The sequence below is a fragment of the Arthrobacter psychrolactophilus genome (assembly GCF_003219795.1).
GTDB lineage: Bacteria > Actinomycetota > Actinomycetes > Actinomycetales > Micrococcaceae > Specibacter > Specibacter psychrolactophilus.
In genome coordinates this window covers 21,452-36,623 of the sequence record NZ_QJVC01000021.1, presented here as the reverse complement: position 1 = coordinate 36,623, position 15,172 = coordinate 21,452, and the positions used below count along the sequence as shown (strand labels likewise).

Annotated in this window: 11 protein-coding genes; 4 read left to right on the top strand and 7 right to left on the bottom strand. The window is 60.6% G+C overall.

Going from position 1 to position 15,172, the window contains the following annotated elements:
- Positions 1-12: 12 nt before the first annotated feature.
- The gene (locus CVS30_RS15195) at positions 13-765 is read left to right on the top strand and encodes a LamB/YcsF family protein (protein ID WP_110486403.1); all 753 of its coding nucleotides are present in this window, start codon (positions 13-15) and stop codon (positions 763-765) included.
- A gap of 9 nt (positions 766-774) precedes the next feature.
- Positions 775-2,343 (top strand): 5-oxoprolinase subunit B/C family protein, encoded by a 1,569-nt coding sequence (locus tag CVS30_RS15190; RefSeq protein WP_110486402.1) that lies wholly within the window; start codon positions 775-777, stop codon positions 2,341-2,343.
- Here CVS30_RS15190 and CVS30_RS15185 read toward each other — a convergent pair.
- Genes CVS30_RS15185 through CVS30_RS15175 form a run of 3 tightly spaced genes read right to left on the bottom strand, consistent with a single transcriptional unit; the run spans position 2,340 to position 3,540 of the window.
- A complete protein-coding gene (locus CVS30_RS15185; protein WP_181419822.1) occupies positions 2,340-2,558 on the bottom strand; it encodes a hypothetical protein in 219 nt (72 codons plus the stop codon). The genes CVS30_RS15190 and CVS30_RS15185 overlap by 4 nt on opposite strands.
- A gap of 18 nt (positions 2,559-2,576) precedes the next feature.
- Positions 2,577-3,281, bottom strand: coding sequence for an NUDIX hydrolase (locus tag CVS30_RS15180; RefSeq protein WP_181419821.1), 705 nt, complete (start codon positions 3,279-3,281; stop codon positions 2,577-2,579).
- Positions 3,265-3,540, bottom strand: a complete 276-nt coding sequence (locus CVS30_RS15175) for a DivIVA domain-containing protein (protein WP_110486400.1) — start codon at positions 3,538-3,540, stop codon at positions 3,265-3,267. The genes CVS30_RS15180 and CVS30_RS15175 overlap by 17 nt, the downstream gene beginning before the upstream one ends.
- Before the next feature lie 398 nt (positions 3,541-3,938).
- Between CVS30_RS15175 and CVS30_RS15170 the strand changes: the two genes are divergently transcribed.
- A complete protein-coding gene (locus CVS30_RS15170; RefSeq protein WP_110486399.1) occupies positions 3,939-6,254 on the top strand; it encodes a helix-turn-helix transcriptional regulator in 2,316 nt (771 codons plus the stop codon).
- Here the strand turns inward: CVS30_RS15170 and CVS30_RS15165 are convergent.
- Entirely contained in the window at positions 6,251-8,191 is a 1,941-nt protein-coding gene (locus CVS30_RS15165) for a penicillin-binding transpeptidase domain-containing protein (protein ID WP_110486398.1), read from the bottom strand. The genes CVS30_RS15170 and CVS30_RS15165 overlap by 4 nt on opposite strands.
- Before the next feature lie 47 nt (positions 8,192-8,238).
- Positions 8,239-8,721, bottom strand: coding sequence for a MarR family winged helix-turn-helix transcriptional regulator (locus CVS30_RS15160; RefSeq protein WP_110486397.1), 483 nt, complete (start codon positions 8,719-8,721; stop codon positions 8,239-8,241).
- A 91-nt stretch (positions 8,722-8,812) separates the two neighbouring features.
- Here CVS30_RS15160 and CVS30_RS15155 point away from each other — a divergent pair, with 91 nt between their 5' ends.
- Positions 8,813-10,993 carry an MMPL family transporter gene (locus tag CVS30_RS15155; RefSeq protein WP_110486396.1) on the top strand — a complete coding sequence of 727 codons (2,181 nt, stop codon included), beginning with the start codon at positions 8,813-8,815 and terminating at the stop codon, positions 10,991-10,993.
- 63 nt (positions 10,994-11,056) lie between these two features.
- On the opposite strand, the gene CVS30_RS15150 is transcribed toward CVS30_RS15155, so the two are convergent.
- A complete protein-coding gene (locus tag CVS30_RS15150) occupies positions 11,057-13,180 on the bottom strand; it encodes an HNH endonuclease signature motif containing protein (RefSeq protein WP_110486395.1) in 2,124 nt (707 codons plus the stop codon).
- A gap of 361 nt (positions 13,181-13,541) precedes the next feature.
- Positions 13,542-15,128, bottom strand: a complete 1,587-nt coding sequence (locus CVS30_RS15145) for an ABC-F family ATP-binding cassette domain-containing protein (RefSeq protein ID WP_110486394.1) — start codon at positions 15,126-15,128, stop codon at positions 13,542-13,544.
- Positions 15,129-15,172 lie beyond the last annotated feature (44 nt).

Sequence of the window (15,172 nt, the reverse complement as noted above, 5' to 3'; positions counted from 1 at the left end):
TCACACGCTCCCTTGCACATAGACCTCAATGCCGACGTCGGCGAATCGTTGGGGCAGTGGACGCTCGGCGACGATGCGGCCATCATGGACCAGGTTTCCAGCGCCAGCATCGCCTGCGGCTTCCACGCGGGCGATCCCAGCACCATGCGTCAAAGTTGCGCCACCGCGGCGGCCAAGGGCGTGAGTATCGGTGCCCACCCCAGCTACCGGGATCTGACCGGATTTGGCCGTCGTTTCATGGACATCGCCTCTAGCGAGCTCAGCGATGAATTGATCTACCAGATCGGCGCGCTGCAGGCCATCGCCCGGGCAGAGGGAACCACCGTGAACTATGTCAAGCCCCATGGCGCCCTGTACAACGCGATCGTCCACCACACGGCACAGGCCGAGGCTGTCGTGGCCGCCCTGAGCGTCGTCGAACTCCCGCTACTGGTGGCGCCAAACTCGGAGGTCCAGCGGCTGGCGCTCGCCGCCGGGCTCACCGTGGTGACCGAGGCTTTCGCCGACCGCGCCTATAACCCGGACGGCACGCTGGTGGCCCGCACCCAGCCCGGCGCGGTCCTGCACAGCCTTGAAGCGGTGGTGGCCCAGAGCCTGGACATCGCTTTGCACCAAGAAGTCACGGCCATCGATGGCAGCCGCATTGGCGTGGAGGTGCAAAGCCTATGCCTGCACGGCGACACCCCGGGCGCCGTGGCCATGGCCGCTGCCGTGCGCACTGCCTTGCACGACTCCGGCGTCACGATCACCAGCTTCGTTCCGTAGCGCCACCCTATGAAGCAGCTACACATTCTTCCCGCGGGTGAGCTGGCGATCCTCATCGAGCTCGATTCGCTGGCCCACGTCATGGGAGCGCAGGTCCTACTGCGCCAGCGTGCGCTGCCCGGCGTCATCGAGATTATTGCGGCAGCCAAGACGGTGTTTGTTCAATGCGACTCCCCTAGCGCCCTGCGACACGTCATGGAGTTCCTGGACACCGCAACTGTGGAGGACCGACTCCCTCCCAGCGGAACCATCCACCGAATCAAGACAAGGTACGACGGCGCCGACCTCACCGACGCTGCCCGACTCACGGGGCTCAGCGTCGAAGCCCTTGTTGCCTGGCACAGCGGACAGCGGTGGGCGGCGGCCTTTGGCGGCTTCGCCCCCGGCTTCATGTACCTGGCACCTGCGGATCACCGGATCATGATGCCGCGCCGGGACACCCCGCGTACCGTGGTACCCGCAGGATCTGTGGCCGTGGGTGGAGAATTCTCTGCCGTGTATCCTGGCCCCACACCCGGTGGCTGGCAGTTGCTGGGCCGCTGCGCCGACACCATCTGGAATATTCGGCGCGATCCGGCCGCCCTGATTCAGCCTGGCGATGGCGTGGAGTTCGTGCCCGTACGCGAGCTCATCGAGGTGACCAGGCCCAAGGCCCTTGCCGCGAGCGCACCCAGCGACACCCGAATCGGCACCCCCACCGGATTCACGGTCCTGGCACCCGGAGTTCACACCACGGTGCAAGATCTAGGGCGACCCGGCTTTGCCCACCTCGGCGTACCGTCGTCGGGAGCCCTCGACCGTGCCGCACTGCGCCGGGCCAACAGCCTCGTTGGCAACGACAGCCATGCCGCGGCTCTCGAAATCGTCCTCTCAGGTCTGCGACTGAAGGCGAGCGGGAGCCACGTCATGGCGGTGGCGGGCACGTCCCCAGAACTACGCATCAGCGGCCTCGACGGAATCGAACGTGTGGTTCCGGGCAATGCGCCCTTCCTCCTGCACGACGGCGAGATTCTCACCATCTGCGCAGGCGCCCACGGCTTCCGCAGCTACCTCGCCGTACGGGGCAACATCGAGGTGCCCGCCGTTTTAGGCAGCCGCGCCACGGATGTGCTCTCCGCCTTGGGGCAGCCGCCCCTTACCGCAGGTGCGTTCCTGCCCGTGGCACGACGCCACGATGGCGTGGTCGGGACGGCAGAAATCGCTGCCCCACCGACAGCCGAGGTGAGCGAACTCCACTATCGTCTTGGGCCCCGGGACAACTGGTTCACGCCGCAATCGCTGGCCGCGTTCGAAGCCCAGACATGGGACATTGGCCCGCAGTCGAACAGGATTGGGCTCCGACTGACCGGCACTCCCCTGAGCCGGACCCCGGAGGCTGAGGGCGCCGAGCTCCCCAGCGAGGGTCTGGCTCACGGCTCACTTCAGGTGCCGCCGTCTGGCCTTCCCGTGCTCTTTCTGGCCGACCATCCCGTCACGGGCGGCTACCCCGTCCTCGGCGTGGTGCACGGATCCGATCTGGATAAGGCCGCGCAGCTGGCCCCGGGCGCCCGCGTGCGATTCCGCAGAACCGAAGCCTAGTCCTTCCGGCCGCGCACGAACCACGCGATGGGGCCCGCAAAGTTAATGAACGACGCCGCCACCCACCCCCGCTTGCTGCCATTGACTTGCGCTGGGGTTCTGTGGGAGATGTCGCGCAGGGCCGCCACTTGCAGCAGGATCTGCCCGCATCCGGCCACAATCAGGACGGTGCGACTCACCGTGCTCAACTCGCTCCACTTTTTCCTTGCTGCCATGATGCTTCCTTCCAATGATTAGCCAGACCTGCGTTCAAAGATCCAGGGCAGACTCGCCGTGGTCAATCGATGGCGGGCGCCAGGTGCACTCACCGTCTCGGAAATGTTCTGCCGCGGATACGCTGCATCGCCGAGCCACATGAGCCCGTCGGGCGGCAACAGCTGGGTGTTGTAGACAGGAGCGGGGTTGGATCTCGCGTCCGCGAGCGCATCCGCCACCGTGAATTTTCCCGCGAGATCGTGGAGCGTGACCCATGTGGGCGGGACGAGCGTCAGTTTCCCCTGCGCGTGCCGTTCGAGCGCATCAACCGGAGATAGCCACGCATAGTTGCTGTGCTCCTCGGGGCTCAACGTCACAGAGCCGGTGACAGCTCGCGCCAGCATGAACCAGGTCCGGAAACGGCGTGGGAGCTGTTGCATCGGCGTCCACTGCGAAAGCCAGACCATCTCATCGCCGTCCAGTCGCTGTCCCGTTTCCTCCGCAACTTCCCGCAGGCCCGCACGCTGAGCCGCCGAGAAGTCGTCGACACTACGGCCGTTCCCCTCTCGACGATCCGCGGCGTCCACCTTGCCACCCGGGAAAACCCAGGCGCCGCCGAAGGCCCGACTGTTCTGTGGCCGCTCCAGCAGGAGGGTCTCCAGGCCAGACTGACCATCACGGACTAGCACCACGGTGCAGGCGTCCTCCAAGGAAGCCAGGGGCGCGCTAGGGTTCGGGGTCATTTTCAAAGGAAGACAGTGCCACCATGGCTTGATCGAGAAAATTATCCACCTGCTCCTCATCGTAGCCAGCACGGAACTTCGTCAAAGAGAAACGAGCCGCCTCGATTTCCTCTGCGGTCAGCACCCCCGCCTGACCAGATTCCCAGGCGGCGAGAGAGCGTCGAATCTTATCGAGGAAACTATCCACCTCCGGCATTGAGTACCCTTCACGGAATTTCGTCGTGGAAAATGAAACGTTGGCAATCTCAGAGCTTTTCACGGTGATTCCTTACCCTCAGGCGGAGCGTCGCTGATCCGCATTTATGGCTTGTCGACCACCCTAATCCCGAAATTCAAAAATGTCCCTCTCCGAAGCCCGCGAGTAAATCGCTCGAGCCTGCTGGTTTAGACTAAAAGTTGAGTTAAAAGAGTGTGCGGCGTACTCCACGTCGTTTCGCGGGCTTGGGGGAAATATTGGCTCATAGAGATCAGAACACATCGTTGGGATGCAGCCTGCGTTCACGACTTTTTTCCTGCCTAGATTCAACCGCTCCCAATATCACCGTCATCGCCGCCCCTACGGGGTTCGGTAAGACCACTTTGTTGCGCAGCTGGGCTGCGCAACGTTCCCCCGATTCCCCTCTTATCTGGGTCAGCATCACTGAAACACCACAATCTGTGCGCGCCTTGTGGGAACTGATCTTTTCCGCCGAGCATGGCTCGGAAGAATTCCTCGATACCCCCGGCGCCACCATTGTCATTGACAGTTACGAAAACCTTGGCGATATGGGCCCGGCCGTCGACGACAGCATCCTTAGCAGTGCGGCAAGGCACCCCCACAGCAAGTTCATCCTTTCGGGCCGCAGCACCTCCTCCCTCGCGGACCCGCGCCATCAAATGCGTGGGACGCTGCAGCTGATTGGTCCAAGCGAACTAGCGCTCACCCACGATGAGGTGCACAGGCTCGTCGCTGAGGAACTGCCGGAGGCTCCTACCGCGGTCGCCAGCAGTATCTACCGCGACACCTCAGGACTTCCCCTGTCCGTCGCTGCCATGATCATGGCTTTGTCGTCGCTCAACCGGATTCCGAGCGATCATGGTGTGGAATGGCGCACATTAGTTTCCTCCGAGCTAAGCGCTGAATTCTCCGATCCGGCCCTGCTGCGATTTCTTCAAGTCACCTCGACGGCACCGTACTTCGATACGACGCTGGCTCAGAAACTTTCCAAATTTCACGACGTCAGCGACTTTATCTCTGAACTCGAACATTTGGGCTTCGGCTCATGGAATCCGCATGTTCACACCCGCCCCGTGTTCCAGTATGTGGAATCGCTTCGGCTCATGTTTGCCGCCGAGTTCAAGTCCGCCCACCCCAAGCAATTTCTACGGGCCAACTCGGTGACCGCGAAGTGGTTTCGGGCCAATTCAGATTATGAACAGGCCCTGACTTTTGCCGTGCGGGCCAAGAATTACGAATTGGCGGCTCAAGCCACCACGGCTTTATTTCTGACGAGCCCGGAAAGCTATATGAGCGATCTGTTGGTTCACCAGCTTCGCGCGGTTCCGCTCAAGGCGCTGAAAAGCTATCCTATTTTGGCGTTTTCCTTGGGGCTGGCCTATTCCAATAACCCCTTGATGGCTGAATCGGCCACACGGTTATTAGAGGCTGCCGCCGATTCTTTTCTCAAGCCCCGGCTCGATGAAAGCCTCAGCAATAAGTTCGTCGTTAACACCATGCGCGCCGTCGCCTTACGGCAAGTTGGCCGTTACTCCGATTCTGCGGAGATGGCTCTCACAGCGCTCTCAACCTTGGACATCATGGCCCCTGAGGCGCGCGACGAACTCCATGAGTATCTGGTCCTGGCACTTCGCCATGTGAGCTACTGCCTCTTTCAAGGCGGCAAGCTAGAAGAAGCCGTCCCCGTCATCAACGCAGCGGTTGCCCACGCCACGTCGCAGCCGGCACTGAACTACACCTTGTCCTTCGCCGCCGGTATCCATGCGTTCATGGGAGCCACGGCTTCGGCCCAGCAGGCCATCGAGATGAGCGATCCGCTCGGGTGGCCGCGGAAGCACGATGAATCGTATCTCAACGTTCTCGGTGTGGCGGGCAGGGCGATGCTCCTAATCGATCGCTGCGACTACGAGGCGGCGGAACTGCTTTTGGCCCGGTCCGAACATTTTTGTTCCGGCACAGAGTTCTGGCCCTTCAGCACAACAGCCATGATGCATACCCGGCTTGCCCTAGGTCATGGCCTACGCGAGGCGCAGCGCGTCGCGGACCTGCTCTCACCCCTGGGCAGGAGCCTGGGCGCCCAGAACGCTGGGATCGGTGACAATCTTGGTACCGCAGCCATGCACAATATGCTCTCGATCTTGTGGCTGTCAGCCGGTCAGCCGGCGCGGGCCGCCACGGCCCTGTCCGGTTACGCGCCGGGACATCATCAGGTGGCCCCAGCGCGAATGCTGCTTCTCCTGCTAACAGGCAAGGCGACCGAGGCCGCGATTGAATACTCGGCAGCTGTCATGGCTCCGGGGAGTAACCCGCGTACGCGGGCCGCACTGCACTTGTTGGGCGCCGTCGCTTCGCTCCATCTGGGAAGTGAGGCAAATGCCCTCAAGCTCCTGCGGAAAGCCACGATTGTCTACCAGGCCACCGGGATCCGGGCTCACATTTTGTTTCTGCCGCAGGAAGACCGCGCAGTCTTGCTGCGGCTGGCTGAGTCTTCCGGCGATAAGGACATCGTAGACATGTTTGCCCTTGAGTTCCCAGCTCCGCTGCAGCACCTGCAGCTGCCGCCAGCGCTCTCGCCTCGTGAAAAGGTGGTCCTGCAGCAGTTGGTGCAGCACCGCTCCGTTGACGATATTTCCGGTGCGCTCTTCGTCTCCAGTAACACTGTCAAGTCACAGCTGCGCAGCATCTACCGGAAACTTCAAGTCAGCTCCCGCGACGATGCCATCGCCAAGGCGTTGGAAATGGATCTGCTGAACTAGCCGGCTGCGGCCGCCAGGATGGTTTTTGCCAAGGGTCCGCCCGTGATGGCACCCAAGTCACCGTCTTCGACAAATACCGCCACGGCAATATCGCCCTGTGCCGCAATGACCCAGGAGTGTGTGCGGGGCGGCGTGTCGGAGCCGTACTCGGCGGTCCCGGTCTTGCCGATAGCCGGTGCCCCGGGCAGATCGGCCAGATTGTTCAAATAGCCATCCGTCACCACGGCGCGCATGAGGGTGCGCAGCCCCTCTGCTTCTTTCTGGGTCAGAGCCGCACCAGCGGCGGCTTCAACATTGCCATCGCGCCCCTCGACCAAGACCGGGACCACAGCCGAGCCCTTGACCACAGCGGACATCAACGTGGTCATGGCGAGCGGCGAGACGAGAATCTTGCCCTGTCCGATCATGGACGCGGCATGCTCGGTGCCGGCCGAATCGCGCGGCACCACGCCCGTAAACGCTTCGAGCCCCAGATCGTTGCTCATGCCAATACCCAAGGCGCCTGCCGCATCAGCCAGTTGCTCTTGGGCCAACTTTTCAAATTGGCTCACAAACGCCGTATTGCAGGAATGTGCGACGGCGGTCGTCAGGGGTACCTCGCCCGTCGCCTCAGCCGCGTAGCCGGGTGCATTGAGGAATTTCTTCCCGTCCGCGGTGTACTCGGCGGAGCAATTCACCGTGGATTCCGGGGTCATACCAAGCCGAAACAAGCCCAACGATGTGGCAATCTTAAAGGTTGATCCCGGCGCGTATTGCCCCAGGAACGCGGTGTTGTAGCCGTTGCTGTCCGGGCCGTTAGCGGAGGCTAGGATGGCTCCGCTGGACGGGCGCATCACGACGATCGAACTGGGTGTCTTCACACTGGCTAGAGCCTCCTCGGCCGCGTTTTGCAGGCGAGGTACGAGGGTGGTTTTAACGTCCTGACCGTTCACTGGCGTTGCTTGGAACAGGACCTTGGAAGCCGCCGGGACAGCGGTTGGCGAGGTCCCGGCGTCGTTCGTGGGAGAGGCGGTACTGCTGGAATTCTCTGGCGATTTGACGGCGAGAACCGTCACGCCGGGCGTTCCCGCAAGCTGGGAGTCCAAACTCGCCTGCAGACCGCCTGAGCCCACGATCTGCCCGGCAACGACCTTGCCCTCAGACTTTTCAATGTCCTCCGCCGTTGCCTCATGAACCGTGCCCAGGATGGCGGAGGCAAAAATGCGGGTGGGCGCCAACGGCAGGGTCCCCTCGGTCGACAGAACGCCCTCAATCGACTTGAGTTTCATCTGGTCAAGGCCCTGGAAGGCTTCCTCGCGCAAAGTGATGGCGTCAACGAAGGCCACCGGCCCGTAGGCCTCGGCCTTGGCTTGGTAGGCCGCGACGTCAATGTCCAGCAAGCTCGCCAGCGCCTCGGCGGAGCTCTTCACTGCGTCGGGGGTCAGCCCCTCTTTGTTGATGCCGACGGTTCGCACGGGACGATCCTTCACGATCGCCTCACCGTCGGCGGAGAGGATACTGGCTCGTTGGCCGTACAGTGTCGAGATGTCCAGGCGGTCACCGGCAGCCAGCTTGGGCTCGACCATTTCCGGGGACCACGTGATGGTCCAGGAATTGCCATTGCGTTTCATATCGGCGCCCGTGGCATAGCTCCACGGCTTGTCAACGTGAGGAAGCTGCCATGAGTAGTTCAGGGATACCCTCGCGGTTTCCCCTGACACTTCCACACCGCTGACAGTCACGGCCGGCCAGACCGGATCGATGCCTGCGGACAGTTCTGTCAGTTCCTTTTGCACCTCATCGCTGGGTGCGTCGAAGCTCAGTCCTCCTACCGTGTGCGCAGACAACGCCTTGGCCAGCGCGTCAGCGGTTGATTGTCCGTCATCGGGCGCGGAGCAGGCCGCTCCTCCGAGGACGAGAGTTACGGCAAGCAATAGGACTGTGACGCGGCGAATCATGGGCTCCCTGACGTTGGTATGTGACCCAGCCTACCCACTGCCGCGCTTTAATCGTCGAGGGTCGAGTCCGAGACAGCCGTCAGGTTGTTCTTGGCTTCGGCGGTAGCCAGAGTCATCTCACGCAGGAATCGCTCCACGAGGGCCAGCTCCTCTGGAGAATAATTCTCCAGAGCGTGGCCGAGGTGTTCGGACAAGGGGCCAAAAAGCTGCCGGCCAACAACGCGGGCGCTGTCGGTCATGGCAAGTTCCACCTGGCGCCGATCGCTCGTGCCGCGTTTTCGAGTTACGTGACCGGACTTTTCCAGCCTGTCGACGAGTGCGGTAACTGCCGGTGAACTTAAATTCAGTGCATGCCCCAAGACTCCTGGAGTCGATCCAGATGGGCCGCTGCCAACGAGGAACCCTAGGGCATTCAGGTGAGTGCGGTGCAGGCCATGCACAGCTGCGGCTCGATCAACATAGCGGTCAGACTCTAGGACAAACTCTCGCATGGCAGTCAAGAGCATGAGCTGACTTTGGTAAGACATCATGCCTTCAATTATCGCGCCATTTCTGCTCCATCACGATTGACGACAATCCAACCGTTTTATTTATCTCCATCATAGAAGTATTATTTTGAGCATGACACTAACTGAATGGTCACCTAAACGCTGGATCCGAGTTGCACTCCCGGCAGTCTTGATCGTCGTGTGGCTCATTGCGGCCGGTCTCGGCGGTCCGACTTTTGGCAAAATATCCGAAGTTTCCACCAATGATCAGGCCAGCTTCCTGCCAGCCAGCGCGGAATCAACTCTCGCTCGCGAATGGCAGCTGAAATTCGTCGATAGCAACGTGATTCCCGCAGTGGTCCTGCTCACCAGCGATGAACCTCTGACACGGGAACAACTTGGCGACATCGCCGGACTCTCGAAGGACCTAGGCGCCGTTGCCGGTGTGCAGAAGCCAGAAGCGCCGGCCACAACGACTATTGCCGGACCGATCCCCTCCGAGGATGGCAAGGCTGTGGAGTTCCTTGTCCCGATCTCCGACACGGGCGAAATTAAAACCGTGGTGCAGGAGCTCCGTGACACCCTGCAGGCTAACGCCCCTGACGCGTTAAATGTCTATGTCACAGGACCGGCCGGGCTCACCGCCGATCTAGTCAACGCCTTTGGCGGGATCGACGGGGTACTGCTGCTCGTGGCACTCTTGGCGGTCTTTGTTATTTTGCTGGTGGTTTATCGCTCAGTGGTGCTGCCCCTACTGGTTCTTTTCACCTCTGTATTCGCGCTCTGCGCCTCCATTCTTGTCATTTACTACATGGCCAGCTGGGATTGGATCAAGCTCAGCGGCCAAAGCCAGGGCATCCTATCCATTTTGGTTATTGGCGCTGCGACCGACTATTCATTGCTCTTTGTCGCCCGATTCCGAGAGGCGCTGACGCAGACGACCTCACGTTGGAGCGCCATCCGAGAGGCATACCGTGGCGCATGGGAGCCCATCGTCGCCTCGGGATCCACCGTTATTTTGGCCATGTTGTGCCTGCTCTTCTCAGATCTAAACTCCAACCGGAGCCTCGGGCCGATCGCCGCCATTGGCATCCTCTTCTCACTCTTGGCAGCTCTCACCTGCCTGCCGGCCCTACTGGTCGCCTTCGGCCGTGGATCATTCTGGCCATTTATGCCCAAGGTCGCCACCGAGAAGCGGCACTCAAGCAAAACTCTGGCCAGTGAATCTGCCAACGCTAGTGACGACGTCGAACGCGGTCTGGCAGGAATCAAGGGCCTCTGGCGACGCATCGGACTACTCATTTCCCGTAAGCCGCGCATGGCCTGGGTGGTTACTCTGGTGCTGCTGCTGGTTGCCAGCTCCGGAATCGTCCAGTTGCAGGCCAATGGGGTGTCCCAAACAGAGGTCATCCTCGGGCAAAGCAATGCTGTTGACGGCCAGCGAGCCTTGGCCGAGCATTTCGACGGCGGAAGCGGCAGCCCTGTTCTCATCATCGCCGAGCAAGGACTCAAGGATCAGGTGTTGGCAGCCGCCGAGGGCACCGAAGGTATTACCGAGGCCAGTGTTTACACCGGCAGTGGTCGTCCCGATGCGGCGGCCGAAGCTGTGGTCAAGGATGGTCGAATTCTGATCAACGCCACCTTGAAAGATCAGGCCGATTCGGCAGAGGCTGAACAGGTCGTGGTGAATCTTCGCGAGGAACTTCCGAAGGTTGATCCAACGGTGCTTGTGGGTGGAGTGTCTGCCATTGCCCTCGACACTAATGTCACGGCCCAGCACGATTTGTTCAAGATTGTGCCGTTGGTACTGCTGGTGATCTTCATTGTTTTGATCGTGCTCCTGCGATCGATCATTGCTCCCTTGCTGCTGATTGGCACCGTGGTGCTGTCATACATCGCCACCATGGGTGTCTCTGCGCTCGTGTTCAACCACGTGTTTGGATTCCCCGGAGCCGATGCCACTGTCCCACTCTTTGGCTTCGTCTTCTTGGTAGCACTGGGCGTTGATTACAACATCTTCCTAATGACCCGCGTTCGTGAGGAATCGCTGCGCATGGGCACCCACGCTGGCGTACTGCGCGGTTTGGGTAAGACCGGTGGCGTCATCACCTCTGCCGGGGTGGTGTTGGCTGCCACCTTCGCAGCCCTGGGCATCATTCCCCTCCTGTTCCTGGCCCAGCTGGCGTTCATCGTGGCCTTCGGTGTGCTGCTTGATACCGTCATTGTCCGGACGCTCCTGGTACCTGCCCTGAGTTACGACCTTGGCGACCGCGTATGGTGGCCGGCAAAGGCCAGCAAGTTCGGAAAGAAGTAAGGCCCAATGCTGCGTGCCAGCCTCCACCTGAGATCAGGCAGAGGCTGGCACGAGGAGTGAAGCTCAATTGTCAGTGCCGGGGTTTCCGGGGTTCTCTGGTTCTCTGGGCTCGTCCGGTGGTTTTGGTGTGAGGCTTTTGATGATGCGTTTCTTGAGCCATGTCGGGTACATGGTTCGTTGTGGTTCTTCGTATTGTGGTGGTTCATAGGCCCCGGTGGGCGTGATCCAGCCGACGCGTCCGTCGGGAAGTGGTTGAGGTGTCCAGCCACGAAGCCTGATCCCTTGGCGATGTGGTTCTTTGTACCGCCGATAGTTGCCGTGCCGGTCTTTGTCATCCTTGAAGTGCTTCATAGCGTGATGGCGACGGCAAGCCGGCCGCAGGTTTCCGGCCGTGGACTTCCCTCCCTTTTCGAAGGGGTGCAGGTGATCAAATTCTGTGTCCATCACCGGATTCATGCAATTCGGGAAATAACAACTCTCCGCCAGCGCCCGCAACATCTCTTTCTCCACGTTCCGTAACGTGTACCTTTCCGGATTCAACGGCAACACCTCCCCCGAGACCGGATCCGTCAATACCCGCAAGAACGTAGACGACCCGGCCAGAAGCTTCCGCGCAATATCCTCCGGCACGGGGCCGCCATCAACACCCACCAACTCGGCCGGTTCATCAGTGATATCCAGCAATCCTAGGAAGGGAACCTTCAACAAAATCGTGGCTTCCGGTAACGGCGGGCCCTGAATAATCCGGCCCTGAGCCAACTGCTCCAGCTGCTCGAGATACTCCCGAGCAGCATCCTCCACGATCCCATCAACCATGCCATCGACAAACCCTGAACCATCACCCATCACCACCCCCGCAATCGGCTCACCATCAGTGTCACGACAAGCTCCGGTGTCCTTGTTGGTGCTGGTGTTGCTCAGGATTGCTCCTGATAGCGGGACATCCACCGTTGGCGTCTGGGCTCCGTGTCGCGGATCTTCCCTCTGGTTTCCATTGTTTTCCGGGATCTTGTGAGCCCAAGATGGTTCTTCATCGATCAGGGTCACACCCCGATCGGACCCGGTACCAAACACAGGAGTGGGCCCGAACGAGACGCCTTCCGAGAAGAAAGCACCACCGTTCCTTGTCCCGCTGGCATCCCCGCCATTGCTGCCGCTATTACGAGCGCTCCCGACACTGCTAGCGGTAGGGCCTGGCTGGCTGGTGCTTTGAAAACTCACCGGCCCTGAGAACGTGGTGGTGGGTAGTTCTTGACCTAGGAGTTGGACCGCTGCGATATCCACCCGAAGTTGCGTCAGGGTGCGGTACTCCCGGCAATCCTCAGTGCCCCCGGCATGGTCATTAGCTTCTTGCTGCTGGCGGGCGTCTTCTTTCACAGCCCGCGCGATCCGAGTGCACCTGGTCATGATCGCGTTAGCGGTCACCGTGGGAAGGTAGAAGGTCATCCACGACATATTGTCTTTCCCGGGCTCACTGACCATCTTCCGCGCAGCAAAAGCCTGCTTCGTCCGGGTCACGATCGTTCCCGGGAACATTGACTCCCTAGCCCGCCGAGCTTTCGACGCGAAACACCCCGCCGTGGTCCCCACCGCTAACAGCAAAAGTTTCGCCTCAAACACGGCAACATCAGTATCAGTGGTGTCAGGGTTCTCCCGGAGAGTGCCGATTTCATCGACCACGGTACAAGCATGGCGCCAGGACAACTCCCCCGCACCCAGCGCCGCCATCGTGTCCGGGAAATGTTCACGCAAATCCATGCTGTGATACACCAACGATGACGCCGTGACCTCGGGAATCCGCAACACCAACGCCATATTCGACACCGCACTTGACTGCGCGACACCATTTTGCCACTGATCCAGCTCACCAGCCTCGGCCTCTACCCGGGCCGCACCCATGACCCGATCAAGGATCCCTGCCTTACACGCAGCCAGTGCATCCTCCAACACCTTCACCGCACCCAACGCCAGGATCCCGGCGTCATACACACCCTGAGCAACAGAGCGCCGAGTCAAAGGTTCAGGAACCGGCACCGGGAAAGGACACCGGGCAGGCAGACCCGCCAACGCTCGCGTGTCAGAGGTAAAGGGTTCAATAGAAGGAAGAGTAATCGCAGCAAGAACCGCAGCCACATCCTGTGCGACTGCGCCACCCCGGTCCCCGGGGACCTGCTCCCGATTACTCATACAACAAGTTTAAAACAACTGTTATCAAATGGCAATAGATTCGGGAATAAATATTCTAATCCATTCCTCCACACCCCTGCCCAGAACCCCACACCACCACAACCGCACCACCCACGAAGGTGAGCCTAGAGATTAACGCACGAACCGCCGTCGTTCATCAAAAGATGGACAACAGCGGAACGTGAGAAAACTGAGACGGGAACCTAGGATTTATTCGGTTGCCCAGTGGATAGGGTCGCGCCGTCAGCCAAAACGCGAGATGTCGGCTCACCCTATTGGGGGTCATTTATTCCACGGCGACGGAGTGCTTCCAGTGCTACCAAATACTCACGAATGAGCTGATGAGCGGCCGCGCCGTGGACTATCCGCCGGTGACGGCTACAAATCCCGGCTTGTCGGCGTTGAAGACCAGCTTCCGGTTGGCGATCTTGTCGGTGAAGAAGCGATCGTGACTCACGACCAAGACGGCGCCCGGGAAGTGCAGCAAGGCGCGCTCCATGACCTGGGTGCTGGACATATCGAGGTGGTTGGTAGGCTCATCGAGGACCAAGACAGAGGCGCCCGAGAGCAGGCACTGGGCCATGGCAACGCGGGCGCGCTGACCACCGGAAAGGTTGCCGATGCGCTGCTTCAAATCGGCCTCGGAGAACTGGAACATGGCCAGGAATCGGTTGACCGACTTCTTCGTAGCCGTCAGGGCGAGGCTGTCGGGCATAGCGTTGACGGCATGGGTCACGGTGTCATCGGGGTCCAGTTCGTCAAGAATCTGGTTGTAGGAGATGAGCCCGCCACCCTTGGACCAGGTGACGTAACCGGAATCGGCAGGCTCTTCGCCGGTGAGGGCGCGCAGCAGTGTCGACTTGCCGGAACCGTTGGAACCCAGCACCACGATGCGGTTGCCGCGACGAATCTCAAAACTCAGATCACCGAACAGCGTGCGATCCCCATAGGACTTGGTCAGCGACTCCACCCGGCACAGGACGTCTTTGACGTGCAAGCCGCCGTAAATCTCGGTGATGATCTTGTCCACGGGCCGCGGCGCGCGGGACTTTTTGATCTTTGACAGCTTCGAATCGAGCCCCTTCGATGCAGCCTTGGCAGCCTCGCGACGGTCCGAAATGCCCTCTGCTTCAAAGGCAAGCAGCTCGGACTCGTGCATGAATTGGCTTTCGAGCGTCTTGAGGCGGAACTGCTTGGCCACGACATACTCGGCAAAATTGCCCGGGTATTCGTGCAGGTGGAAATTTTCCAGCTCGATGATGCGAGTGACCACGGCATCCAGGAACTTGCGGTCGTGCGAGACGATAATCGCCGCGCCCTTGAAGTTCTTGAACCAGCCTTCGAGCCATTCCACACCTGCCACGTCAAGGTAGTTGGTGGGCTCATCCAGCAGCAACACATCGGGTGCCTCGAGCAAGATCTTGGCCAGCGCGGCACGGTTACGCCAACCGCCGGAGAGATCGTCGATGGGGCAGCTGCGGTGCGCCTCGTTGAAGCCAAGCGTCGTCAGCACCTTGTCGATCGAGCGTTGGTAGTCCCAGCCATCGAGCCGGTCCATGTCCGCGAACAGCTCCGACTGGCGGTGGATGAGGCGGTCCATGTCGACCACTCCCGGATCCGCGCCAAGTTCGGCGTCGATCTGGGCCAGCTCGGCTTCGATCTCCAAGACATGCGAGAAGACTTCCTCGAGCACTTCGAGGATGCTTTGCGCGCCGTTGAGCTCCGAGAACTGGGAGAAGTACCCAATCTTGGTGCCCAGCTCCACGGCGACAGTTCCGGAATCCGGCTCCACCTGATCCATGACGAGCTTGAGCAGCGTGGACTTTCCCGAGCCATTGCGCCCGATCATGCCCACCCGGTCGCCCGCATCCAGTTTGAAGAACGCCTCCCGGAGCACCTGCACCTTGTCGAAGCGCACGGAAACGTCATTGAGGCGGATCAAGCTCATGGGGTGTGGTCCTTTTTCTGGCGGGGCGGGGGCAGGGAAAACAC